Origin of the sequence: Nostoc sp. FACHB-888 (genome assembly GCF_014696655.1) — a bacterium.
Lineage (GTDB): Bacteria > Cyanobacteriota > Cyanobacteriia > Cyanobacteriales > Nostocaceae > Nostoc.
Genome location: NZ_JACJQM010000080.1, coordinates 1 through 24485, shown reverse-complemented (window position 1 = coordinate 24485; position 24485 = coordinate 1). Strand labels below are relative to the sequence as shown.

Below are 24485 nucleotides of genomic sequence, written 5' to 3'. Positions count from 1 at the left end.
AAGGGTTTCGGCGTTTTTGAATTTAGCCTATTTTTTCGTTAAGATCCTTATCTAGCAAGGATTTCAGAAATACCGTGCGTTCGCCTGCCCTGTTCAGGGGGTAGAGGAGCGATCATCAAAAATAGCCACCAAAATCTGATCAACCTACATTCCGCAGGTTTGTTAAGTAAGTAAATAATATTTTCGGCAAGGGGCACCGAAAAGCTGAAGAATCCAACGTCGTTCATCAGTAAGATTGGCAATTTGTTTAACGTTGGCGATCGTTACTAGATGAATGGACATAAATAAAACACTGAAACACCCAACGCATAGTGGGAGTGGGAGTGGCAGTAAGCTTACCCACCTAATTGTGGATGGTCTGTTTAGCAGAATGCAGAGCTAGACGCAGTATCGCGAACCGCATTTTCTTCCACATCCCGTGAAAAGTCAGCAAAGTGATCGCTAAATCTATGTCAATAAGTAGCTATGCAAGATACTAAACCATTGTTCAACCTGATTCATCCATGAACAATGGACGGGAGGATGATGAAATACAAAACGTTGGTGTTTGGTTAACCAAGCTTGGACTTTTTTGCCTTTGTGTACGCTCAAATTATTTAATACTAGATGAATTGTTGTAAGTAGGTGGGCGGGAAAATTTACAACTATGTAACAAAAAGTTAAGCAAAAGAATTAGAATTAAATTTTACACGCTCTGTACTGTAGTTTCCTTTTTCTCCTCTAGCTTGAACACCGTCAATTACGGCATAAGCAATGGTAGTATTCATCGTCAAATATTCGCCCAGATAGCTCATCTTTTTTTAGGTGTTGCCATTCCAATTCAATTGGATTCATTTCGGACAAGTCTATAGGTATTAAGCAAAGGTATGAAATTTTCCCAAACCCAGTAACATCCACCCCAACATCTTGCAAAAGTAAAATTAATTTGTTTAAATATTATATTACTATATAGTAGTATGATAGTTGAATAGAAAAATAGTTTTTCTTTTGACGCTTCGCAGTAGGCAAACAGAATTCGAGGGAGATATCAATGGAAAACGTTAAGAAGATTAATGATGAACTAACAGCGGCGGGACAGGTGACACCGGAGCAATTGAAGCAGGCAGCACATGAGGGTTTCAAATCGGTCCTGAACCTGCGTGCACCTGACGAGAAGGGCTTCCTCAGGGATGAGCAGCAGCAGGCAGAGGCAGCGGGACTGTACTACGTTAACATACCAGTCAAGCTAGAAGAAATCAGCGATGAGTTGATTCACGAGGTGTTAAGGCAAATTGACAAGTTGCCCAAACCAGCGCTGGTGCATTGTGCTAGTGCTATGCGTGCCGTTGTAATAACGTTGATGAACATTGCCATCTGGCAAAGGATGACACCGCAGCAGGCGTTTGAGAAGGCCGCTGAAATCGGCTTCGATCTTAATACTCAACCGCAGATCAAGCAGTTCTTTGATCGCTACGTTTCAGAGTACTTGAAAGCGAGTTGAGAACCCATAGCTGAAGACAGCTATGGATTCTCAGTTGGTAAACTTAATTTTGAAGCGAAACAATGGCGAACTTGTTTTCATTGGAATGGATGCAGTCTTATAAAGTTTGCTGGAATGCAGAGCCTGAATTAGTAGATGTTCTAGCAAAAATTAACTTTAGTTCTGTAATTGGCTATGGCTTTATAGAATCCACTTAAAATATCGCTCTGTCGCCCTTCCAGCCCGAATCATACTTTCATTCAGCAACGCCCAGGATATTCCACATAGCGGGGCAATCATAAACAACAGGAGCAAGCATTATGGTGATCGATAAACTATCTCACCCTCCCTCGCATTCACCTTTCTGGCTTCGGCACCTCCCCAGGATTGGGTTGCTGGTGGGAGTGCTATTGGTTTCGGGTGGAACTGGTTGGTGGTTCAGTCAGCCTGGAAAAAATAGGGAATCATCAACGATTCCGGTGTCGGCAAACGCAACGGTTCCACTAAGGGTGAAAACTGCAATTGCCCGCCTGCAAAGCGTCGAAACCAAGCGAGTGCTGACAGGAACGGTGGAACCTGTAGAAACCGTGAATTTAACCAGTCGGGTTACGGGAAAAGTTCACCAATTGGCTGTGCAAGAAGGCGATCGAGTCAAGACGGGAGACACCCTTGTGGTAATTGACGTTGCCGATATTCAAGCACAGAGCGGTCAGGCATTAGCTGGGGTAAATATGGCCCAGTCCAATTACCAGACTGCCCAAGCACAGTGGCGGGAAGCCCGTGCCCAGTTACAGGAAGCCGAAGCTGAACTGGCAGATGCCCGACTCGAACAACAGCGGATGGCAATGCTGCGGTCAGAAGGAGCGGTTAGCCAGCAAGTATTGGATAAAGCCAATACACAGGTGCAGATGACCCAGGCACGGATTCAACAAATTCAAGCCGGAATTAGCCAAGCTCAAGCGACGATGAACCAGGCACGGGCGCAGGTCAAGCAATCGCAGGCGCAGGTGTCACAGGTATCAGCCAATCTTAATTACGGAAAGATCACGGCTCCCTTTAATGGCACAATTACTCGCAAGCACGCTGAAGTAGGAGCAATGGCAGGGCCAGGGCAACAACTAGTTACGCTGGAAAGTAGCGATCGCCTGCGGTTTAGTACCCAAGTTCCAGAATCACTGATCGTCCAGGTTACGCAGGGCCAACCGGTGTCTGTTCGTCTGGATGCTCTGAATCGAAGCGTATTGGGCGCTGTCAGCCAGATTATTCCTTCTGCCGATCCAAAAACACGCAACTTTGAAGTGAAAGTCACCCTCAATAAAGTTTCAGGAATGATTCCGGGGATGTTTGGGCGACTGCAATTGGCCGATGGAGCCGCTGCTACATTTGGAGAACGCATCGCTCTAGTGATTCCTAAATCCGCAATCATAAAACAGTTTGGCATCACTGGTGTATTCAAAATCGACGACAAAGATCGGGCAATCTTTCAGCCCATTACTACAGGCAAAACCCAGAATTTTGAGATTGAAGTGTTTTCAGGTTTGAAAGCAGGCAATCGGTTGGTACTGGAACCAACAGACAATTTGAAAGAAGGAATTGCTCTTCAGATCGATTAAATCACTCAGCATGATTCCTAAAAGTGGAATGACTGCATCGTTCAATCCAGATTCTAATCATGACTCACTTCACTGAAAATTCTCAGAAACATAGCATTATTGGGCGGATTACCGCTTATTTTATCAACTCCCAACTCACAATTTTGGTAATCGCTGCTCTAGCAATTTTTGGCTTGGCGGCAGTGATGCTGACTCCCAAACAAGAGAACCCGCAAATTATAGTCCCATCTGCAGACATCTACCTGCCTTATCCAGGAGCATCCGCAGAAGTTGTGGAAAAGACTCTGACCACTCCGATCGAAGCAAAATTGCGAGAATTGCCCGGAGTTGAACACATCTACTCCACTTCTCAAGATTCTGCTGCCAAAATTACGGTGCAATTTTTTGTCGGACAAAACTGGGAAGATTCTCTGTTCAAGCTGCAAAACCATTTGTATAGCTATCAGGATTTGTTGCCACCTGGCGCACGATATTTGGTGAAGCCTGTGATTATTGACGATGTACCGATCGTCACGCTAACGGTAACAGGCAAAAACTACAGTGATAATCAACTGCGACGAATTGGCGAACGCTTACTGGAAGACTTACGCAGTATTCCCAATACGGCCAGCCTAACAATTACAGGTGGACAACCCCGCACCATTCGGGTAGACCTCGACCCCGACAAACTCGCTAGCTACAAACTGTCGCCTGCTCAGATTACTCAACGCCTCCAGGGGGAGAATTCTCGTATACCTGCAGGGGATGTGTCGGTAGGAACCAACCGCCTATTCATTGATGTGGGTAATCTGTTTCAATCAGCAACAGACGTAGGAGAAACTATTGTCGGCTTTGATCAAGGTTCACCCTCTCCTATTTATCTGCGAGATGTGGCAACAGTCATAGATGACTTTGGCGATCGCACTACCGTATCCCGCATCCATTACCGCCAGGATTGGGATACCACTATTCCCTATCCCTACTCGAAAGCCCGACCGACGAGCAAATTTGTATCCCAACCTTCGATTACAATCGGCATCGCTAAACAAAAAGGAACGAATGCTGTCAGCGTTGCTCAACAGATATTTCAGCGCCTAGAGGAGTTGAAACCGCAATTACCACCGGGAGTGGCGATTGCTGTCACCCGCAACGATGGTCGAACAGCAGCCAGAGCAGTGGGCGACTTATATCAGAGTTTGGCCATGTCGATTGGCATCGTTGTTGGATTGTTAATTCTCTTTCTAGGCTGGCGGGAGTCTTTGATTGTGACGTTAGTCATTCCCTTAACGCTGGCAGGTGTATTGATCGTCGGTTGGATTTCGGGGCAGACGATTAACCGGATCACTTTGTTTGCTTTGATTCTGGCATTGGGGACGTTGGTGGATGACGCGATCGCTGTCACCGAAAATATCCACCGTTACTTTGAAGAAAAACCAGGAATGAGTTGGCGCGAGAAGACCCGTGCGGCAATTGATGCTGTGAGTGAACTGGGTAGTCCGATCGTTCTTTCTAACATTACTGTTATTCTCGCCTTTATTCCAATGGCATTTGTCACGGGTATGATGGGTCCGTACATGGGACCAATTCCGTTTAACGTTCCGGTGGCAATAATTGTAAGTACAATTCTGGCACTTACGGTAACACCATTTTTTGCACGGCTATTGATTAAGATCGACACGCCATTCAATCATCAGGACGGAAAAGCGAGTCCAAATGCAATCGTAAATACTCGTATTTATCGCTGGTATCACAGCATTATGGCTCCCCTTCTAGATTCCACGAGTCGTCGTCGCTTCGTTTTGTTCTGCATCACCGGATTATTGCTGATATCCTTCATTCCAGTGTTAACGCAAACTGTCAAGTTTAGAATGCTGCCCAAAGATAATAAGGACACCTTTCTCCTGCAGTTAGATGCACCTTTGGGAACAGAGTTGGCGGAAGCCGATCGTATGGTGCAGGATATTGAGGCCATTTTACAGCAAGACTCAGAGGTAACCAATTTTGAAACCTATGTTGGAGTGGGAGCTCCGATTGACTTTAACGGTATGTTACGCGGTGCAACTGATCGCATCGGCGAACATTTTGCTGATATCCGGGTACATCTGACCAACAAGGATGCTCGCTCGGTTCAATCAGAAGATATCGTGTTCCGGTTGCGTCCTAAACTCACGGAAATTGCTCAACACTACAACGCAATTGTTAAACTGGTAGAAGATCCCCCCGGACCTCCCGTTCGTTCAACGATGCTGGCAGAGTTATACGGTCCAGACTATACCATACTGCGGCAACTTGCCAAAGAGGTGCGGCAGGTTTTTGTCCAGACGGCTGAAGTTGTAGACATTGACGACTCGGTGAAAAACCAGATGCCTCAGATGCGGATGGTGGTGGATCGGGAGAAGGTGAACCGCACTGGGTTGACGACGCAAGACGTTGTCCAAACGCTCCATATGGCGATTGCGGGATCTCAAGTTTCCATCCTGCAAATACCGGGAGAACTAACTTCGGTAGGAATTCAGGTACGCTTTGCCGATACCAATCGTCAGAGTATTGACGATCTCACCCGAATTCAATTACCGACCACGAATGGTTCCTTAGTGCCATTGACAGAGTTAGTCACACTTCAACCTTCAACCGTCGATCAACCAATTCTGCATAAAAATCAGCGTCCCGTTACCTATGTCATGGGTGAAATGGGTGATCGCTCCTCGGTATATGCAGTGCTGGATCAACTCATCTATTTCCTACGCCATCCCTTACCGAAAGGCTACTGGATTCAGTGGGATGGGGAATGGAAACTAACACTGGATGTATTTCGCGATCTGGGGTTGGCAATGCTGGTGGCAATCGTGCTGATTTACCTGATCCTAGTTGGGCAGTTCGGTAGTTTTAAAGTGCCCTTGATCATCCTCGGCAGTATTCCCCTGGCATTGATTGGTATCTTGCTTGCCTTTGCCGTCAGTGGAGTCTACTTCAGCGCTACGGCAATGATTGGCGTGATTTCCCTGGCGGGAATTGTGGTGCGGAATGCGATCGTGCTACTGGAATTTGTGGGAGACAAGCTCAAAGAAGGCGCAGAGTTGAAACAATCCATCCTGGAAGCTGGAGCGGTTCGTTTCCGTCCAATTCTTCTAACCAGTGTGACGACCATGCTAGGAAACCTTTCCATCCTTAACGATCCTGTTTGGTCAGGGTTGGCATGGGCAATGTTGGGCGGAATGTTGACCTCCTCTGTCCTAACCCTGTTTGTAATTCCGCTAATGTACTATGGAGATCGCATCAGCCATAAACGTGATCAAGGCGATTGGCATTCCAAAACTTGGAACACAACTATCGAGTAAACTTTGTGGCAGATAATAAACTGTTGGCATTATTATTTTCACGTATTTGCGAAAGGCAAAATCGTCTACTCCAAAAGTTTGTGGTGAATCAACTGATATAGGGAATGTTTTCATTTGAATAGTCAAGTTGAGGTTGAGGCTGAAACGACGGTAAATCAAGGTTTTTGACAACTAGCTTTACAAAACTTTACAACGTGTCCCATTTTGCACATATCTCGGCGGATACCCCTTATCACCCCCAATTGGTAAGCGCTCTAAAAGTTCTGACCACTACTTGATTTCATTACGTTTGGTATCCGGGTCAAAAAGTGCTGTATTGGACGATGAGTAAATGCTTCTACTACCATCAGCATCTTTCCCCCCAGCACTGCACCTGTTTTTTGTTGAAGTTGTCCTAAATGTTTAACGATTTGTCTTTTAGAATCAGCTTTTATATGAGGTTTATCTGAAAAAAATATGAGTTATATAGATTTTCTATACATAAAATTCAACCTATTATGCTTTATAGAAAAGCAAAAAGCCAGAAAAGCAAGAAGCTTAAGATTCAATAATTTTTCGGTTATTCATAAAATGGGGGTAGAATCAGAACGAACACATCATATCAATAACACTTCTCTATTTTTAATAAAGTTACAGCCAATCTCGTTAAGGCTAGTTTATTAATAAAGACTTAAGCGTAGATGTAACCCGTCGTTGACATCGCTTTGAGTCATGGAAACTAAACCAAACGAGAAATGCTTATTTTTTCGTTGGTTCTTAATCTTGGTTGTGATACCTTCTCCTGATAGTACCCTTTAGGGTAATATTAATACGTGATTGATAATACTACACTTGATTGATAGGCAAAAAAAGTATGGCTTGGTGAGCCTACGGACGCTATGCATTCGCAAGCTCGGGGTGATTGCATGATTCATATTTTAGTTCAGCAACGACGAATTTAGTAAGTATTATCATTTGTCAGTTCTTGTTAAGAATGTGTGATCTATCTTTTTTTACCTTAAAACTGGCCTATTGCCTTATTTCAATTGTTTCACATCCTTTGCCACTGATTCAGATCAGCAACTCTTGTAAATTTATTTTTGAACTTACTTGTATAAATTCCAAAATATGCTGTAATAACCTTGTAGTATAAAATAGTAGTACACATTAAAAGTAGGAGCCTGTCAAGAAACAACTTTTACAATTTATTATCTAAAAACTTTACTGAGAAAGCATTTTTAGCTCAAAAGAGGCAAGGTTGTTACATGACAAGCTCTAGGTTCATAAAGTAAATTTTTAATAGCCATACTTTTATACTACTACATAGCAATATAATGATTAAATTTATAAAGTAGTATAATAAGCTTAGTCTAAGGATATTGCAACATGGCAAGAATTATAGTGGTTACTACGCAGAGTGCTTAAAGAAGGATAAGTTCAGAAAAATTGCAAACAATCAATTGACATGTCTTTGTATCTCTCCAAGCATCCAAACCAATAATCCAGTTTTCAGACCAAAAGTTGAACTACAATTCACAGGAAATGAAATGATACAGATTAACAAACCAGAAGTACGGGTCATCCAAGATATCTGCAATTACACTGTGTTTATGAGTAGCTAAAGTTGCATTATTTCTTTATTAATCACTGTTTGAAGCCCAAAAGTTAAGAAGATATCACCAATGAAGATATGCATTGCAGCAGAAAGTAGTCTGATGGCACAGACAACCGTAAACTTTCTCCAGAGATGGCTTGAAGAGGGGCATAAGAATGTCAGACAAATAGTCGTTATGTGCTACTTAAATCAGCTGGACATTAGCTCTAAAGAAAAACTATTATGCAATGCCAATGATAACTCTATTAAATATTAGAAAATAAAATGACCAGTATTTTAGTAATTGATGCTGAAACTAAAAGTAAAAACCTTTTAATGGAATGCTTAGAAACAGCAGGTTTTGAGGTGGTTGGCACAGATAATGATATTATTCATGTTCAACTAGCACAGGAGAAATTGTCTGCAACTGAAGAAAGTATAAAATCCAATACTCTACGAACGTCCATATTTCCATCTATTCCTCGACTGCGTGAAGTTTTTGAGTTTATTGAATTGAATTATCATCAACCTATTAACTTGAAACAAACAGCTCAAGCAGTCGGTTATTCCTCAGCTTACTTAACCGATATAGTACGAAAAATTACTGGAAAAACAGTCAATGATTGGATTATATTACGTCGCTTGACTCAAGCGAGAGTTTTACTTTTGTCAACTGAAGAGTCTATTAATCAGATTGCTTTACAAGTAGGCTATCAAAATATTAATCATTTTTATTGCCAGTTTCGTGATTACCATAAAAACACTCCTCATGCTTGGAGAAAGGCACAACGTTGCAAACTTATTCAAAACTAAAGATTGCAAACATTATAAGAGATTGTTTGAAAAGTGATCATCTGTAATTTTAATTGAATTACAGCACTTTGCGCGACTAACTGGTACAGTAGCAGCAGTGAGAAAAATAGTTTTGGAGTTGCTGGCTGGAGCATAAGAGGACTCCTAGTGACAACAATTGTACTACTGCCAAAATATTTTTCGGTGAAAACTTCCTGATAAATGCTTTGAGTTGCCACCAGAGATGTTCTATGGGGTTAAATTCAGGTGAATACGGTGATAAATAAACTACCCTTGCGCCTACGGACTCGATCATTTTAATAATCCCCTTCATTTTATGTGCTTTGAGATTATCCATTACCACTACTGCCCCTTTCCACAATTTCGGTAATAACTCTTGTTCCACAAATTTTTTGAAGTCTTCTCCATTCATTGATTGCCCTAATGTCTTGAGTGCCAGGATTGATTTATTGCTAATAGCCCCCACTACGGTAACTCGGCTTCCACGGTAAAATGGTTTGACATCGTACACTCTGTCTCCCTTCTTACTTCTGCCCATTCCCCTCATTAATCCGAGTAATACTCCCATTTCATCCACATTCTCCCGCAGGTCTACTGAATAGGGTTTCATCTGATTTTTTACTTTTATCTTCTCAACTACTGTACCAAACCGTTACACAAAGTGCTGTATTACCTTCCTTATTGGGTATTTATAGGTCTAAAAAAGCTAAAACCTTTGTGGACTATACTTGTGTGTACGCTGTAGCCCTAGTAGGGGAGCCACTTGGGCGGGTTCCCCGACAGCCGCCCAAGTGGCGTGAGGATTAGAAAGGGGTAAAAAATATCTGATATATCAATCATGACTTTTCAAACATCCTCTTAAATTTGAGATTTACCAAATGTGAATAAAAAGTAGCAGAGGTAGTGCGTAATGGTCACCTACTGCTGTTTATTTATAGAATATTTTCACATTAATAGAATCTAAAAATAATTAAGTACTAATTATATAATTACCAAAAAATAGTTAATTAACAATTTCTGTTTTCAAAGATATTATTGATATAAGCAAGGAAAAAAAGCAAGATTTTGGAAACAAGCTAACCCTTGCATTCCTCATAAACTACTTAATCTTCAAAGGATAAAATCATGGCAACATTCACAGTCGAAGCAAATTTTGAAGCATTTAGGGGTAAGTATAGCGTAGCTGACACTAAGGGCAAGATAAGCTGAAAGTACTACTGTATAAGCTTTTGAGTCTCGTTTTTAGATAAATCATCTAAGCCTTGTTTGCTTCTTGTTAGACAAGACTATAACGCAAGAATAAAGGTTTCAGTACAGTCGCCCTGCAGTGATCATCAAGTAGGGGTTCAGCCGGGATACGCGCAAAACCGGACACATTGTAAATATTTGTTGCAGAGCGTGTTTTATTGATTTACCAAGTTGCCCAAAAATGATGTTAGGACAATCAAAATTTTGCACGGTGAAGTCAACTCTTCATCCCAATAGCCCCTCAAACTTGCCCATAAACAATCATTTTTGGGAATGTTTCAACTGAATGAGTCAAGTAAAGTTTAGTATTGAAACAACCGTATATCAAGGGTTTAGCTTTCTATGCTTACAAAATTTTACGATATCGATATGTCCCATTGAGAAGGTATCCCGGCTGAACCCCTATAGGGTATAGGAAAGATCAATAACCATAAATACGAGGAGAAACATCGTGAAATTAGCTGGAAAAATTGCCCTTGTAACAGGCGGCAACAGTGGGATTGGATTGGCAACTGCTAAGTTGTTCAGTCAAGAAGGAGCTAAGGTTATCATTTCTGGACGCAATCGTACCAGCCTTGATGAAGCAGCCTTAGTAATTGGCGGCGATGTATTAACTATGCAAGCCGATGTTACAAACTTGGAACAAATTGATCAACTTTATAGTGTAATTGGGAAAAAGCTAGGCAAAATTGATATCTTATTTGCAAATGCTGGAGTCGCAAAATTTGCACCTTTAGAAGCAACGACGGAGGCATTATACGACGAATTGTTTACAATCAATGTCAAAGGCTTATACTTTACCATTCAAAAATCCTTAACTTATTTAAACGATGATGCTGCAATCATCCTCAACACCTCCTTTTTAGGCGAAACCGGTTTGCCTGGTACGAGTGTTTTAGGGGCAAGTAAGGCGGCGGTGCGTTCATTAACAAAAACGTTTGCTGCTGAACTTGTGAGTCGTGGAGTTCGAGTCAATGCTGTTAGTCCAGGAGCTATTACAACGCCTATTTACAGTAAATTGGATATGCCTCAGGCAGATGTCGAAGCTATGGCACAAAATATTATCAATCAAGTGCCCATGAAGCGATTTGGAACACCTGAAGATATTGCAAAGGCAGTCTTATTTCTCAGCACCTCTGATTCTGCATATATTTTAGGTGTTGAAATCGCCGTTGACGGTGGAATTAGCCAACTTTAATCGATTGCATTACAAAAAATGGTGTTAAAAAGCGGAGATATCTCAATGAGTAATGTCGAAATCGTTCAAGAGCTTTATCGAGCATTCAGTCAAAAGGATTATGAAGCATTTCGGAAGGTATGTGCTTCTGATGTGGAATGGATTCAGAATGAAGGGTTTCCAAATGGATCGACTCATCATGGTACAGATGCAGTGATTAAGGGTGTCTTCGATGTACTTCACAATGATTGGGACTCTTGGCGATTTAAGATTGAGGACTATTTAGATGGAGGAAGTTCAGTTGTTGCTTTAGGATATTATGAGGGCGTTCACAAAGTCAGTAAAAAGTCTTTTCACTCTGCCGCTGCTCATGTTTACGATTTATTAGATGGTAAAGTTGCCAGATTTCGTCAATTTACAGATACTAAAGTTATCTGGAATGCCATCACTTGAGTACTACAGAAATAAGGTAAACAAATAGGGCAGAGACCTCATTAATGGAGTTTTTGCAACAATTGGTACTTCTGCCCAACCACCCAAACCTAGCGGAAAGTCTCCGGGCTGGACGCCAGGAAAAACCTGTCTACGTAAAAACAGATTTCTAATATTTAAAAAGACAGCAATACCAGTTCGCAAAGAACCATCTGTAGCTGTTTAATATTAAAGATTGTTCATACTTTCGGTAAGTCTTTGATTAACTCAGATCTGCTGGGTAGTTTTGCATTTTTTAGTCTCGATTCCAGTGATTACCAGCCTCAGCAAAATTTCTTTAATGGACTAGTGTTTTTTGTAACACAATTCTTTGGGTGTCTATTATGCAGGGTTAGCGCGTCTCAAACCCTATTGACAAGCGGACTTGCCTGATTGGCAAAGTTGGGTTAAAAGTGGCACTATCCGAGCTAGGGTAAGATTTAATTTATCTAGGTGCAAGGTTCGAGTAATGTCAATAGGATTTGAGAACAAGAAAAGAAAAACCAAAGCATCTTTTGCATCCAGCATAGATAGCAAAGACATTACCACTAAGTTTCAGGAATACTTCACTCTAATAAAAGACCCGAGAGTGGAAAGGACAAGATATCATTTACTCACAGATATAATCACTATAGCAATTTTGGCAGTAATAGCAAGAGCGCAAGGTTGGGAAGATATTGACGAGTATGGACTTAATAAACAGGAGTGGTTAAAAACGTTTTTGCAACTACCCTTCGGAATACCTAGCCCGGATACTTTTAGGAGAGTGTTTGAGAGAATTAACCCCTGCATAGTTTGAGAAATGTTTTCCTTGCTGGGTAAAATCACGCTTTTGAAAAGTTGGGAGTAGAAGTAGTAGCCATAGATGGCAAAACTCATAGAGGCTCATATAACCGAGAATCTCAGATGAAAGCCTTACACGCAGTCAGTGCGTGGTAAGCGTGAACACCGTTTGGTATTAGGACAAACAAAGGTCGCTGACAAATCCAATGAAATCACCTCAATTCCAGCACTGTTAGAAATGCTAGACATATCTGGTTGCATCATCACCATTGATGCTTTTGCGTTCCCAAAAATCGATTGCCCAAAAAATTATCACAGCAAATGCTGATTATATTTTGAGCCTGAAATATAATCAGCCTACGCTGCACCAACAAGTGAAAAATTGGTTTGAAATAGCACAATTTCTAGGGTTTAAAGATGTTGATGTAAATATTAGTCAACGTTGTAAAGTATTTTTTAGAATGAATTATTGCAAGTATATTACTTTCAATCTTAACTATGGCTGTAAATCTGATAATTCGTCTCGCAGAACCTCAAGATTTGTCCATTCTCGTAAAGTTTAATCAAGCATTAGCTCAGGAGGCTAGGGGTCAGAGCCTAAATCTTCAGAAACTTACTAAGGGAATTCAAGCAGTACTAAAGGACGCCAATCGTGGTTTCTACATATTGGCTGAAAAGGATGATAAAGTAATCGGTTCTACTTTTATCAATTTTGAGTGGAGCGATTGGAGCAATGCTTGGTATTGGTGGCTACTTGATATTTATGTTGAACCCAATCATCGTAAAAAGGATGTTTTTCGTAGCCTTTATGCATATTTAATCACTGAGGCTAAAGCAGCTGATGTTTGTGGATTACGCCTTTATGTTTATAAAGGTAATACTAGCGCCCAAAAAGTTTTTCAAAAGTTGGGGATGGTAACTTCAGACTCTCTTATTTTTGAAGAACGCCTTTTTCCAATGCCCTGAGAGGATGTTTGAGATGCTTATCTACCTACTAGTAGATAAATAACTGGGAACAAAAAAACACTTGCAGGTATCCTGTTTGTAAAAAATCTTATGCAGAAGTATTATTTTAGGCATTTACCTTGTGGCACAAGGCTTCCTTATAGTATTCATAGTGTTTCTGTGAGTATGCCGACACTACAAGATATAATTGGCTACGAAGAAAAACGACCTGAAACCCTCAAAAAAATCGTAACTGGATATCCAAGATTTGTTACCCATCCATATATACTTGAAATTCAAAAATATCTGGGCAAAAAGTTTGCATTGGATGCTAAACATCTGCTAGTTTTATCTTCTACTAAAGTGGCACTGGCTTTGTGTAGTTTTGCAGAAATAAATGCTTCTAATATTATTGAGTATAAAGAGATAACTGGAGTCGTTCTTCCAAAAGATAGTACTAAGATAAAAAAGGCTCAAGACTTTCTGCAGCATACGGGGTCAGGAATATCATCCCGTTGGGCTGAGGATTTTATGATAAATGAGGGTATCTTGCAAAATATACAGGCTGAAGAATATTTTGTAGGAGATGCAGAAAGCTATATTCTCAATACATTAAGTAATTCCTATGGTGCAGGAAGCAAGGATGACATATATCTAACAAGTTCTGGAATGAACTCAATTTATTCAGTTTATAAATCAATTACTAACCTTCAACGCGAAAATGGTAAATATATCTGGATACAGTTTGGGTGGTTATATATGGATACAATGCAACTTATTGAAAAGTTCCAAACTAATGAGAACAATAACTTTATAGTCTATAATATTGCTAACCTAGTAGAACTTGAATTAATCTTTAACGAAAAAGGAAAGTATATAGCAGGGATTATAACTGAGGTTCCTTCAAATCCTTTAGTACAAACTCCTGATATAGTAAGTATTAAAAGGCTTGCAAATAAATATAACTGTATTTTTATAATTGATTCTACAGTAGGTACATCCTACAATATTAATGTTTTACCTTATGCTGACTTAATTGTTGAAAGTCTAACCAAGTATGCATCTGGTTCTGCCGATCTGATGTTGGGAGCTATAATTTTAAATTATGATTCATTTTTTTACAATCAACTTAAAACAATTATACCCACCTTTTTAGAGCATCCATATATTCGAGAAATAAAAAGGTTAGCATTTCAAATAAATGGGTATTTAGAAAGAATCAAAAAAGTGAACGAAAACACGATAAAAATAGTTAGTTTTTTGAAGGAATGCAAATCTGTTAAGAAGATATTTTGGGCTTATGAAGAACAATCCAAGCCCAATTTTGAGAAGATTCAAAAGGCTCCAAATTCTCCAGGGGGAATTATAACTATTGAGTTACACATCCCTCTTGAGTCAGTCTATGATAAGTTAAAAATTGCTAAAGGTCCTAGTTTTGGAGCTGAATTTACTTTAGTTTGTCCGTATATGTATCTTGCACATTATGACCTAGTGTCTAATCAAGAAGGTAGACAATTTTTAAATGAAAAGGGATTGAATCCAGAGTTGCTTAGGATTTCTGTCGGGATCGAAAGAGTTGAGGATATTATCCATGTATTCTCAGAAGTTCTCTAGCTAAAATACCATAGCTGCCAGAAGTGCTGTAAAAGTATAAACCCACCTGTAAATAAATTCTGTTTACGAATTAATATTCCGATAAAAAAGCCATGAATTACAAAGACTTCATCTCTAATAAAACAGAGTTTTGCCAACTCTCACAGCCATTTCATCTAGAGTTGGGTGGAAAATTAACCGGAGTTGAGATTGCCTATCGAACTTGGGGGCAATTAAATGCTGAACGTAACAATGCAGTACTGGTTTGTCATGCCCTAACTGGTTGTGCTGATGTGGATGTTTGGTGGAAGCCTTTATTGGGAGCAGGTAAGGCACTAGACCCAAATCGGGATTTTATTATCTGTAGCAACATCCTGGGGAGTTGTTATGGCACAACCGGACCAAGTTCTATTAATCCTGAGACTGGAATGGTCTATGCTGCCTCGTTTCCATCCATCAATATTCGCGATATGGTGCATCTACAAAACGTACTGCTGGAAATGCTAGGAATTCAATCTCTACAACTGGTGATAGGAGGTTCCTTAGGTGGGATGCAGGTGATTGAGTGGGCTTTGCTCTATCCAAAAAAAGTGCAGGCGATCGCACCTATTGCAGTTTCTGGTCGGCACTCACCTTGGTGTATTGGTTTTAGTGAAGCTCAACGACAAGCGATTTATACCGATCCTCAGTGGCAAGGTGGGAATTACACAGCTGATAAACAACCTTCACAAGGTCTAGCAGTGGCACGAATGATGGCAATGAATACTTACCGTTCTTGGAGAAGTTCTGTAGAACGGTTTGGACGACTGTACTATTCTGAGCCACCAATTGAGCAGTTTGAAATTACTAACTACTTGTTATATCAAGGTAAAAAGTTAGTAGAACGGTTTGATGCCAATACTTACATTACACTTACTCGCGCAATGGATTCTCATGATGTTAGTTACAATGGTCAAGATTATAAATCAGTCCTCCAAAGTATCTTACAACCATCTCTAGTTGTAGCAACTGCTTCAGATATGCTATATCCAAGTACAGAACAGCAAGAGCTAGCCGACTTAATACCTAATGCAGAACTAACATGGCTAGAGTCAATTCATGGTCACGATTCTTTTTTAATTGATATGGCTGCACTTAATGATTTAGTTGTCAATTTCCGTAATAAATTGTCAATATTTGATAGCTCTGAATTTAACAAGTTTGACAAACAACATTATCCTATAGCTAGCTTTTTGAATTATTCATAAATTTACTCTGTGAATAATTCATCTGGCCGCGCTACCCCTTTTAACTTTGATATTTACAAAGGACATCCGTAAGTAGAACTTAGTAGGGGACCATCTCGGAGGCAAGGTAGTGGGAGCGAATTTCCACAGTTCAAGTAGGATCGCCAATTGTTCAAGCTTTGAAAAAAAAGGACTATATTATGTTGAATCATCTGTACAGCTTAATTCATGAGCCTATCAAAATAGCCCATCAAGATAGAGACTCATTTATCAATTGGTCTTCGGCTGTGGCACAACGTGCATTTATCGAAAATGACCAAGATGCTAAACTGGAAGTGCAAAGATCGTTGTATAACCTATATTTAGGTCGGCTAGCTGTACCCTGGGAAAAAAGGGCAATTAATGTCAACCATCCGCTCTTAGCTGAGATTCAATTCATCTTTGAAGAAAGCTGGTACGAGGCAGAGCGTCTTAAACATGAACCTAAGCTGCAATCTCTACCACAGGTTGAAGACTTTCCCAGTTGGGTTCAAGACTATGCCAGCAATCACTACTCTAATGACCTTCACCCTATCTTTCCCTTTCTTGCAAAAGAGGCGTCGCTAGGGCAAATGCGAGAGTTCTTCTTTCAAGAAACGCCTTTAGAAATGCTTTTTGGTGACATCGTAGGATTAATGCTTCCGGGTCTATATGGTCTTCCAAAGATGGAGTTAGTAAGAAATTACTGGGATGAAGTGGGTTGTGGGGTTGATAACCGAGTTCATCGCAATTTGAGATCCCAGCTCATGCAGTATTTGGGTATTCCCGCAGATGCCTATATAAGCCACGCAGATCTCCTAATTTGTGAGGAACTGGAGTTGATCAACCTTTATCTAGGATTAGCAGTAAATCGTAAAAAACTTGCTCAATTAATTGGTGTAATGCTGACAACAGAGTTAGTTATTCCTGGTCAATTTAATTATCTAATAAAGGGATGGAAAAGGCTAGGGATCAGTGATGAGATGTTGGCTTACCATCTGGAGCACACAACTGTAGATGAGGTACACGCACAAGACCTTCTATACCGTATAGTCATGCCTATCTTAAAAGATGCTCCACACTTGATGAACGATATAGTTATGGGTGTTTCCCGGCGTCTGGATGCGTCAGGAGCAGTGCGTGACAAATTGTATGACCGGATTCGTAATCTTTCGGTAGATGTCAATAGAAACTATGCCTTACGTTAACGTCAAATTGATAGATGATTCTCTTTCCCCCGAGGCAAAGGCAGAAGTAATCCGTCAGATTACAGATGTTTTTGTCCAAGTATTAAACAAAAATCCTGAAACAACATTTGTCGTGATAGAGGAAGTGAATATCGACAACTGGGGTGTGGCTGGACAAACTGTCCGCGCTAGACAAGCCGCTCAAAGGAGTCAAATTAATGCCCAAAATTCATAGCTCAGGCTCATATCGCTCAAGTAGCTTGAATTTCAAAGAAATCTTAAATCAGCTATCTGAGGATCAGCAGAAACGAATTAAGCACCTTATTCAAATTGATCCTGTTTTAAGTATCCTACAGTACATCAAAGTCTACTTTTGGATTGCTATTGCAATTGCGATCGGAGTCTACTCATGGCATCCTCTAGTCGTTTTAGCTGTCATTGTATTTATCGCGGGTAGGCAACATTCGCTTTACATTTTAAATCATGATGCCAGTCACAATTTACTCTTTAAAGCTTCCAGCAAGAACAAATGGGTAGCTACTGTTTTCTCCAATCTGGTGATGTTTCACCACCCTGAGGCGTGGTCTTTTGTACAATGGAAACGCATTCATATACGCCATCATTTATATCTATTTACAGACCGAGACCCGAACTATGTTGGGCGTCAAAAGAAAGGAGATACGATCGTAGTACACGGACCACTGAAGTTAATTTGGTTATGTATCCGCTCTGGCATCATGAGCAGTTTTCAGTTTTTCATTGGTCGTCAGGATTATGCAGATTCACGAGTAACCACCGAGGTCAATAAAGGGGCCTATAATCATCTGTCATGCTTATTCAAATATTTTAAAGATGATTCGGAAATGCAGATAGAGTCAATAGTTCGCCTGACTTTTATTGTTCTTGTTGGGGTGGTACTTAGTGTTTTCCAATGGTGGATTCCCTTTATCGTATTTTGGATAGTACCCATGTATACTGTGTATCCGATGATTCTAACGTTCATGGATTTAACCGAGCATCGTTGGACGGATACCTCTGCAAATATCGAAAACAATACTCGCTCTGTGAGAACAGGGGTCTTAGCAAAGCTCATCATCAGTGCTCTACCGCGTGGTTTTCACCGAGAGCATCATTTTTGTCCACGAGTAGCAGTAACGAAATTACCAGAATTGAGCGTGATTCTATGCCAAGAGGATGTTTTATCAGATCCTAGTTCCATTAAGGATCTATTTAAGGAATTAGCCTAGTGTACACTAATCTGGTGAGATCGGAATCCGATTTTATTTTTGAAAAAGACCAGAGCGTGTCATCAGTTGATGTTGCGATCGCCACAGGCACTCGATTTGCTCAAATTCAACTTTCTCGGTGTAATTTACCTCGCTACTATCATGATTTGGCTCAACTGATGACATGCACTAAGAGATAATAACGATTCGATAGTTTTATCTTGAAAAAGATTAACGGGAAGAAGATTAAAATTGCCAACGGTGAGGTTAAATAATCAGATGACGTTCGATATTTTGTATGCTCGCCATGAAACTCCAGGTTGTAAAAATGTTTTACACTTCAACAATGCGGGTGCTGCACTGATGCCAAAGCCTGTATTAGAAAGTGTTATTGGTCATTTGCAAATGGAGGCAGAGATCGGAGGTTCTGAAGCTGCTCAATATTCACATGATGTTGTCGAGCGCGTCTATGATTCTGTAGCGATGCTAATCAATTGCGATCGAGACGAGATAGCTATTATTGAGAATGCCACACGAGCCTGGGATATGGCTTTCTATTCAATTCCTTTCTGTCCTGGAGACCGAATCCTAACGTCGATGGCAGAATATGCAAGCAACTACGTCGCTTTTCTTCAGGTAGCCCGCAAGACAGGTGCAGTCATTGAAGTTGTTCCCAACGATGAACATGGGCAAATCTCAATTACTGCTCTATGTAATGCTATTGATGACGATGTAAAACTTATTGCTATTACCCATGTCCCAACTAACGGTGGACTTGTTAATCCTGCGGCGGCTGTAGGGAAGGTAGCCCGTGAGGCTGGTATTTTATACTTGCTAGATGCGTGTCAATCCATTGGTCAAATGCCGATTGATGTCAATGTCATAGGTTGCGACTTTCTCTCCGCAACTGGTCGCAAGTATCTGCGTGGTCCTCGTGGAACTGGGTTTTTATATGCTAAACGTGATTCGACGGAACAGTTTGAGCCTCCTTTATTAGATCGTCATGCAGCGCAATGGGTGGCAAAAGACCGATACGAGTTGCTTCCAAATGCACGTCGCTTCGAGAACTGGGAAACCAACTATGCCACCAAGATCGGTCTCGGTGTTGCCATCGACTATACCTTGAAGTGGGGTATTAAACCTATTTGGTCGCGTATTTTAGCCCTTTCAACTTCTTTACGTACTCAATTAGCCGATATTAAAGGAGTTAAACTTTGGGATTTGGGTGTTGAACAGTGTGGAATTATCAGTTTTACTGTTGAAGGCAAGATTTCACGGGATATCTTGCAGAAACTCTTTCAGCAAAATATTAACGTTTCTGTCTCGACTCTAAAATCTACTCGTCTCGATATGGAAGTGCGAGGACTTACTGAGCTTGTCCGTGCATCTGTTCACTATTACAACAGCGAGGAGGAAATTGAACTCTTTTGCGCTAAACTTAGCTCAATTTTATGGGACTAGGGTTGATTGTTTAAAAAGCTTTGTACGGAGAAACAGAAAAATAAAGAAAATATTTCGGATAAAGCACTCAAACATCCACTTGAAATGAGAAAACGAAGCAACTAAAACACAAAAACGTTGAACCTATGTTTTAGCCTGCAACCAAATATTTTTTATATAACCCATTTGACATCTTTTATTGTGTTGAAGTAAAGTGACCGCAAAAACTGATGTCAATAAATTATTTGAGATCGTTACTCATCATCAAGTGTTTTACTTTCCGAAAATATTTATATATGGTTAATTATTTTTAACACATCAATTAGGATTACTATAGATGGCTAACAAGTTTTATAAACGTCGCCAATTTCTTCAAACTGCCAGTTTGTTTTCTACTGGTTTAATAGCTTCATTAGCTAGTCCTCGCCTTACTAGAGCTAGTGATGAGCCAGTAGAAGCTGTTGTTATAGGTAGTGGTTTTGGTGGATCTGTTGCAGCTTTACGTTTGGGAAAAGCTGGTATCAAAACAGTAGTACTAGAGCGAGGTCGTCGCTGGACTATTAAACCCGATCAAAATACCTTTGCTACTTATCGTAATCCTGACGGTCGATGTGCTTGGCTCAGTCCAAACGCACCACTGTTTGAGGAATCCCCTATAGACATATATACAGGAGTGTTACAACGTAAAGATGAAAATGGTATTTCTGTTCTGTGTGGGGCTGGAGTTGGAGGAGGTTCTTTAATATATAACGGCATCACTTACCAACCTCCGCGTCAGACATTCGAGAGAGTTTTTCCTAGCTCAATTAGCTATGATGAGATGGACAAAATATACTATCCCCGCGTTCGTTCAATTCTGAAACCATCACCTCTTCCCCAAGATATTTTAGCTACTAGTTATTATCAATCTACACGGATTTTCCTAGAGCAAGCAAATATTGCGGGATTTTCTAATGGTTTATTAGATATGGCTACAGATTGGGATATTGTTCGTCAAGAAATCAACGGGACTAAGTTACCTTCTGCAATTATTGGGGAAATTTGGTATGGCATTAATAGTGGAGCAAAAAAAAGCCTAGATGGTAATTATTTAGCACAAGCCGAGCAAACTGGGAATGTAGAAATTCTCCCTTTACATATAGTAACGGAAATATCTGAAGTTCCTGGACGTGGGTACCGTGTTTCATGCATTCAAATCAATGAGTATGGAGTAACTATTAAGAGTACATCTATTACTTGTCGCTACTTATTCTTAGCAGCTGGTTCTATGGGAACTTCTGAACTTTTAGTTAAAGCAAAAGCAAAGAAGACACTTCCTAATTTAAATGACTACGTTGGTCAAGGTTGGGGAAACAATGGGGACAATTTTGGTACTCGTTCAGGCTTACCACCCACTAATCCAGGTCAAGGTGGACCAGCAACTGGTCGCCTTGAACATTTAGATAACCCTTTTGGACCAGTCATTCTAGTACAGTATCCGACATGGAATGCTCCTGAAGGAACTTTATCTGCTTTGGGTATGGCAATACCTCCAAACGACGGAAGCTTTAAATATGATGCAGCTACAGATTCGGTCAAGTTAAATTGGGCTGTTGATTCTCCAGAGAATAAAAAAGTTTTGAAGTATGTAGAGTATACTTATAGAATTCTTGATAGGAAGAATGCTACCTTCAATCAACAACCCCATACGAAATTAACACTAGGTAGTCACAAGCGTAAAAACCAATCTACATCGATAAATTCAAATACTATTACTGCCCACCCCCTTGGAGGAGCGGTAATGGATAAAGTATGTGACACATACGGTCGGGTAATTGGTTATCAAGGACTGTATGTTGTTGATGGTGCACTTATTCCTGGCTCTACAGCATGTACTCCTCCATCCATAACAATTGCTGCCTTAGCAGAGCGCTGCATGGAGCAGATTATTGCAGATATTTCCTAACACAATGGTTATACATTAAGGGACTTCCAAATAAAGAACTAATCAATCGCTTTGGTAAATAGGGTAAACAAGGGGAAAAGAAATCGGATAGTCGTATTAAATACAGGAATTGAGTAATTTAATTTTTGGATGTCCCTAACCTCATTTAAGTGGGCTTTATACCCACAACTAAAGTTTTTATTAATACTTTTTTCCTTGTGCCTTCTGACTTGAAAATGCTCCTTCGATGAGTATCTATATAGATCAGTCTCACATCGCATTTTTATGCTTGACTATGAAACTTGTTTCATCGGGACTGCCCTCTGCCTTTCTTTGTAAATTAAAACGAAATATTTAAGCATGAATAAGATTAAAATACGCTCACAAGCAAGTTTTACAATGCTATTACCGAGAAGCTGTAAAAATGTTCAAAAATTTTTGTAATATGTTTCTTAAAAAACAACTTATGTTTATGGTGACAGCCGTAGTCTCTTTAACTAGTTTAGCAATTACAGCTAAATCTGCTAAATCTGCTGTTTTAACCCTCAGTAATGATAATTCAATAGTTGCATTTGACCCTAACTTATCAGTTAATTCTGCAAATAATGGTTTAATTTTGTGGACTGTTGATGATGTAAATCAATTATTTCAGAATCAATTTTGGTATCGTATTGGCTCTCAAGATAAAGAGAGCCCGATTAATACTCTGAATTTGATTCACCTCGATCAATCTCAACCCGGTGATAAACAAATCTCTGCTACCTATGCTGGTAGTGGCTTTGAGATTGCACTTGACTTCACATTGGATGGTGATTCACAAGGTAGTAGCAGGTCTAACTTATTTGAGAATATCGCAATTAAAAATACTAGTTCTGATAAGTTAGATTTGCACTTATTCAATTATACTGACTTTGATTTAAATGATAATGGGACGCAGGATACAGCAAAAATAGGTAGCAATAAAGCCGAGCAATTTAATCAATTTACTTGGGCAACTGAGGTCATTGAGCCTAAAGCGACCTATTACCAAGTGTCTCCCGTTTCTACCATCCTAGATGCATTGGAAGACAATACATCTACTACACTCAATGATTTGCCTAGTCTGCTTTCCAGCGGTGACAATGCTTACGCTTTCCAGTGGGATTTTACCCTTGATCCAGAAAAGTCTTTTTTAATTAAGAACTATAAATCGCTCAAATCGGTTCCTGAGCCAACAATAATCCCAGCATTAGTAGGTTTGAGCAGTTTAATGCTTCTTTGTTGCTTGCGTCGGTGGTGGTTCTTTCGGAAGAAATCTAAATCAGAGTATAGTGATCATACTTTTGAAGTTTATTATTAAAGTTATTTATCTCTGTTTTGTTTCAATTAGTACGTTATTGAAACAAAACAGAGATATAGTAAGGCTTAAAATTGTTGCCTCGGAAGGTTTGGGCAATTTGTATAGAATTGCATCAAGGACATTGCATTACACCCTATTAAATCAATACTCCATACTTTTATTGCATATATATATATGTGCAATTATATGCAGTAATTCTTGTAATCCACTTTCTTTGTTCATATTTCCTAATGGAAGTTTAGAATGAATTATTTTGTTAAACTGCTGAAAAAGTTTTTCAATTATACCGTAGAAAAAATTGCAATATGGACAACTTTAGTGAGTCTAGTCAATTGTATTCGAGCAGACGTGCAAGCTGCTTTTGAAAAAGATCCAGCAGCTCGTACTTGGCTAGAAGTTTTGATTTGCTACCCAGGTATACAGGCATTAGCAACTTATCGAGTTGCCCACATTTTGTATTGCCACGGTTTTTTTTTGCGTCCCGGTTTCTCGCCTACATTGCTCGTTGGCTAACCGGAGTTGATATTCATCCAGGAGCAAAACTAGGTATAGGTATCTTTATTGATCATGGAATGGGTGTGGTAATTGGCGAGACAACTATTATCGGCGACGGAGCCACAATCTATCAGGGGGTTACTTTGGGTGGTACTGGTAAAGAGAGGGGAAAACGCCACCCCACCCTTGGTAACAATGTCATGATTGGGGCTGGTGCAAAGATTCTAGGTAACATCAATATTGGTCACAATACTCGCATTGGAGCAAATTCGGTGTTATTATACTCTGTTCCTGACGATTGTACTGTCGTTGGGATACCTGGGCGTGTGGTTACTCAGCGTAGTAAATCTCCTAGGGAGCATCCACTTTTGGAAGATATAGAGGTTTTAGGAAAAGATAACAGATATAAACAAGTGTGGTTGTGGTCATCAAGCATGAATCAGGATAAACAAGAACGGCTAAAAGCGTGCTTAGAAGAATTGGCAGGTCTTTTATATGAAGAAGCAGACCAAAATAAGCTGACAGACCTCGAAGGTATAGAAAAAACAGTACGTAGTCAAATATTAGAACTAGTTAGGGACTTCCAGAAAATAAACTATTCCATAAGCAATAATGATAATAATTTTAAAGGGGGATGA

At 40.1% G+C, this 24485-nt stretch carries 19 protein-coding genes and 3 pseudogenes; 19 read left to right on the top strand and 3 right to left on the bottom strand.

Annotated features, from left to right (window positions below; translation table 11 throughout):
- Positions 1–162: 162 nt before the first annotated feature.
- Positions 163–388: pseudogene (locus tag H6G26_RS29185) on the bottom strand (IS1634 family transposase); the annotation flags it as partial.
- Between the two features lie 271 nt (positions 389–659).
- Positions 660–794 (bottom strand): hypothetical protein, encoded by a 135-nt coding sequence (locus H6G26_RS43900; protein WP_277883925.1) that lies wholly within the window; start codon positions 792–794, stop codon positions 660–662.
- Between the two features lie 236 nt (positions 795–1030).
- Here H6G26_RS43900 and H6G26_RS29175 point away from each other — a divergent pair, with 236 nt between their 5' ends.
- The 5 genes from H6G26_RS29175 to H6G26_RS29155 all read left to right on the top strand — a co-directional run bounded on the left by H6G26_RS29175 (position 1031) and on the right by H6G26_RS29155 (position 8775).
- Positions 1031–1480 carry a protein tyrosine phosphatase family protein gene (locus H6G26_RS29175; protein WP_190733729.1) on the top strand — a complete coding sequence of 150 codons (450 nt, stop codon included), beginning with the start codon at positions 1031–1033 and terminating at the stop codon, positions 1478–1480.
- 62 nt (positions 1481–1542) lie between these two features.
- Complete coding sequence (locus H6G26_RS43895; RefSeq protein ID WP_277883924.1) at positions 1543–1677, top strand: hypothetical protein; 135 nt, start codon at positions 1543–1545, stop codon at positions 1675–1677.
- 102 nt (positions 1678–1779) lie between these two features.
- Positions 1780–3072, top strand: a complete 1293-nt coding sequence (locus H6G26_RS29165) for an efflux RND transporter periplasmic adaptor subunit (protein WP_190733728.1) — start codon at positions 1780–1782, stop codon at positions 3070–3072.
- 59 nt (positions 3073–3131) lie between these two features.
- A complete protein-coding gene (locus H6G26_RS29160; RefSeq protein WP_190733726.1) occupies positions 3132–6389 on the top strand; it encodes an efflux RND transporter permease subunit in 3258 nt (1085 codons plus the stop codon).
- 1858 nt (positions 6390–8247) lie between these two features.
- Positions 8248–8775, top strand: a complete 528-nt coding sequence (locus H6G26_RS29155; protein WP_190733724.1) for an AraC family transcriptional regulator — start codon at positions 8248–8250, stop codon at positions 8773–8775.
- A 76-nt stretch (positions 8776–8851) separates the two neighbouring features.
- Here H6G26_RS29155 and H6G26_RS29150 read toward each other — a convergent pair whose 3' ends face one another.
- Entirely contained in the window at positions 8852–9385 is a 534-nt protein-coding gene (locus tag H6G26_RS29150; protein ID WP_199327140.1) for a transposase, read from the bottom strand.
- A gap of 1089 nt (positions 9386–10474) precedes the next feature.
- Here H6G26_RS29150 and H6G26_RS29145 point away from each other — a divergent pair.
- From H6G26_RS29145 to H6G26_RS42975, 14 genes and pseudogenes are all read left to right on the top strand, one after another.
- The gene (locus H6G26_RS29145; protein ID WP_347242516.1) at positions 10475–11221 is read left to right on the top strand and encodes an SDR family oxidoreductase; all 747 of its coding nucleotides are present in this window, start codon (positions 10475–10477) and stop codon (positions 11219–11221) included.
- A gap of 45 nt (positions 11222–11266) precedes the next feature.
- Positions 11267–11653 (top strand): nuclear transport factor 2 family protein, encoded by a 387-nt coding sequence (locus H6G26_RS29140; RefSeq protein WP_190733721.1) that lies wholly within the window; start codon positions 11267–11269, stop codon positions 11651–11653.
- A gap of 487 nt (positions 11654–12140) precedes the next feature.
- Entirely contained in the window at positions 12141–12470 is a 330-nt protein-coding gene (locus H6G26_RS42985; RefSeq protein ID WP_242053952.1) for a transposase family protein, read from the top strand.
- Positions 12471–12952: 482 nt separating this feature from the next.
- Positions 12953–13420, top strand: coding sequence for a GNAT family N-acetyltransferase (locus tag H6G26_RS29130; RefSeq protein ID WP_242053951.1), 468 nt, complete (start codon positions 12953–12955; stop codon positions 13418–13420).
- Positions 13421–13510: 90 nt separating this feature from the next.
- The gene (locus H6G26_RS29125; RefSeq protein WP_206757565.1) at positions 13511–15013 is read left to right on the top strand and encodes a PLP-dependent transferase; all 1503 of its coding nucleotides are present in this window, start codon (positions 13511–13513) and stop codon (positions 15011–15013) included.
- Positions 15014–15105: 92 nt separating this feature from the next.
- The gene (gene metX, locus H6G26_RS29120; protein WP_190733701.1) at positions 15106–16239 is read left to right on the top strand and encodes a homoserine O-acetyltransferase; all 1134 of its coding nucleotides are present in this window, start codon (positions 15106–15108) and stop codon (positions 16237–16239) included.
- A 179-nt stretch (positions 16240–16418) separates the two neighbouring features.
- Positions 16419–17444, top strand: coding sequence for an iron-containing redox enzyme family protein (locus H6G26_RS29115; RefSeq protein WP_190733699.1), 1026 nt, complete (start codon positions 16419–16421; stop codon positions 17442–17444).
- On the top strand, positions 17431–17658 hold the full coding sequence (locus tag H6G26_RS29110; protein ID WP_190733697.1) for a 4-oxalocrotonate tautomerase family protein: 228 nt from the start codon (positions 17431–17433) through the stop codon (positions 17656–17658). The genes H6G26_RS29115 and H6G26_RS29110 overlap by 14 nt, the downstream gene beginning before the upstream one ends.
- A complete protein-coding gene (locus H6G26_RS29105) occupies positions 17642–18670 on the top strand; it encodes a fatty acid desaturase (protein ID WP_190733695.1) in 1029 nt (342 codons plus the stop codon). The genes H6G26_RS29110 and H6G26_RS29105 overlap by 17 nt, the downstream gene beginning before the upstream one ends.
- Positions 18671–18928: 258 nt before the next feature.
- Entirely contained in the window at positions 18929–20110 is a 1182-nt protein-coding gene (locus tag H6G26_RS29100; RefSeq protein WP_190733693.1) for an aminotransferase class V-fold PLP-dependent enzyme, read from the top strand.
- Positions 20111–20426: 316 nt separating this feature from the next.
- On the top strand, positions 20427–22034 hold the full coding sequence (locus H6G26_RS29095; RefSeq protein WP_190733692.1) for a GMC oxidoreductase: 1608 nt from the start codon (positions 20427–20429) through the stop codon (positions 22032–22034).
- A gap of 403 nt (positions 22035–22437) precedes the next feature.
- Positions 22438–23352 (top strand): hypothetical protein, encoded by a 915-nt coding sequence (locus tag H6G26_RS29090; RefSeq protein ID WP_190733691.1) that lies wholly within the window; start codon positions 22438–22440, stop codon positions 23350–23352.
- Positions 23353–23670: 318 nt separating this feature from the next.
- Positions 23671–24179 (top strand): annotated as a pseudogene (cysE, locus tag H6G26_RS42980) (serine O-acetyltransferase); the annotation flags it as partial.
- 102 nt (positions 24180–24281) lie between these two features.
- Positions 24282–24422 (top strand): annotated as a pseudogene (locus H6G26_RS42975) (ISKra4 family transposase); the annotation flags it as partial.
- Between the last annotated feature and the right edge of the window lie 63 nt (positions 24423–24485).

Coding starts and splice junctions, on each gene's coding strand:
- H6G26_RS29100 (WP_190733693.1), top strand. CDS start 18,929: ATGACGTTCGATATTTTGTATGCTCGCCATGAAACTCCAGGTTGTAAA.
- metX (WP_190733701.1), top strand. CDS start 15,106: ATGAATTACAAAGACTTCATCTCTAATAAAACAGAGTTTTGCCAACTC.
- H6G26_RS29140 (WP_190733721.1), top strand. CDS start 11,267: ATGAGTAATGTCGAAATCGTTCAAGAGCTTTATCGAGCATTCAGTCAA.
- H6G26_RS29175 (WP_190733729.1), top strand. CDS start 1,031: ATGGAAAACGTTAAGAAGATTAATGATGAACTAACAGCGGCGGGACAG.
- H6G26_RS43900 (WP_277883925.1), bottom strand. CDS start 794: ATGAGCTATCTGGGCGAATATTTGACGATGAATACTACCATTGCTTAT.
- H6G26_RS29165 (WP_190733728.1), top strand. CDS start 1,780: ATGGTGATCGATAAACTATCTCACCCTCCCTCGCATTCACCTTTCTGG.
- H6G26_RS29155 (WP_190733724.1), top strand. CDS start 8,248: ATGACCAGTATTTTAGTAATTGATGCTGAAACTAAAAGTAAAAACCTT.
- H6G26_RS29090 (WP_190733691.1), top strand. CDS start 22,438: ATGTTCAAAAATTTTTGTAATATGTTTCTTAAAAAACAACTTATGTTT.
- H6G26_RS29105 (WP_190733695.1), top strand. CDS start 17,642: ATGCCCAAAATTCATAGCTCAGGCTCATATCGCTCAAGTAGCTTGAAT.
- H6G26_RS29095 (WP_190733692.1), top strand. CDS start 20,427: ATGGCTAACAAGTTTTATAAACGTCGCCAATTTCTTCAAACTGCCAGT.
- H6G26_RS42985 (WP_242053952.1), top strand. CDS start 12,141: ATGTCAATAGGATTTGAGAACAAGAAAAGAAAAACCAAAGCATCTTTT.
- H6G26_RS29130 (WP_242053951.1), top strand. CDS start 12,953: ATGGCTGTAAATCTGATAATTCGTCTCGCAGAACCTCAAGATTTGTCC.
- H6G26_RS29125 (WP_206757565.1), top strand. CDS start 13,511: ATGCAGAAGTATTATTTTAGGCATTTACCTTGTGGCACAAGGCTTCCT.
- H6G26_RS29150 (WP_199327140.1), bottom strand. CDS start 9,385: ATGAAACCCTATTCAGTAGACCTGCGGGAGAATGTGGATGAAATGGGA.
- H6G26_RS43895 (WP_277883924.1), top strand. CDS start 1,543: ATGGCGAACTTGTTTTCATTGGAATGGATGCAGTCTTATAAAGTTTGC.
- H6G26_RS29110 (WP_190733697.1), top strand. CDS start 17,431: ATGCCTTACGTTAACGTCAAATTGATAGATGATTCTCTTTCCCCCGAG.
- H6G26_RS29115 (WP_190733699.1), top strand. CDS start 16,419: ATGTTGAATCATCTGTACAGCTTAATTCATGAGCCTATCAAAATAGCC.
- H6G26_RS29160 (WP_190733726.1), top strand. CDS start 3,132: ATGACTCACTTCACTGAAAATTCTCAGAAACATAGCATTATTGGGCGG.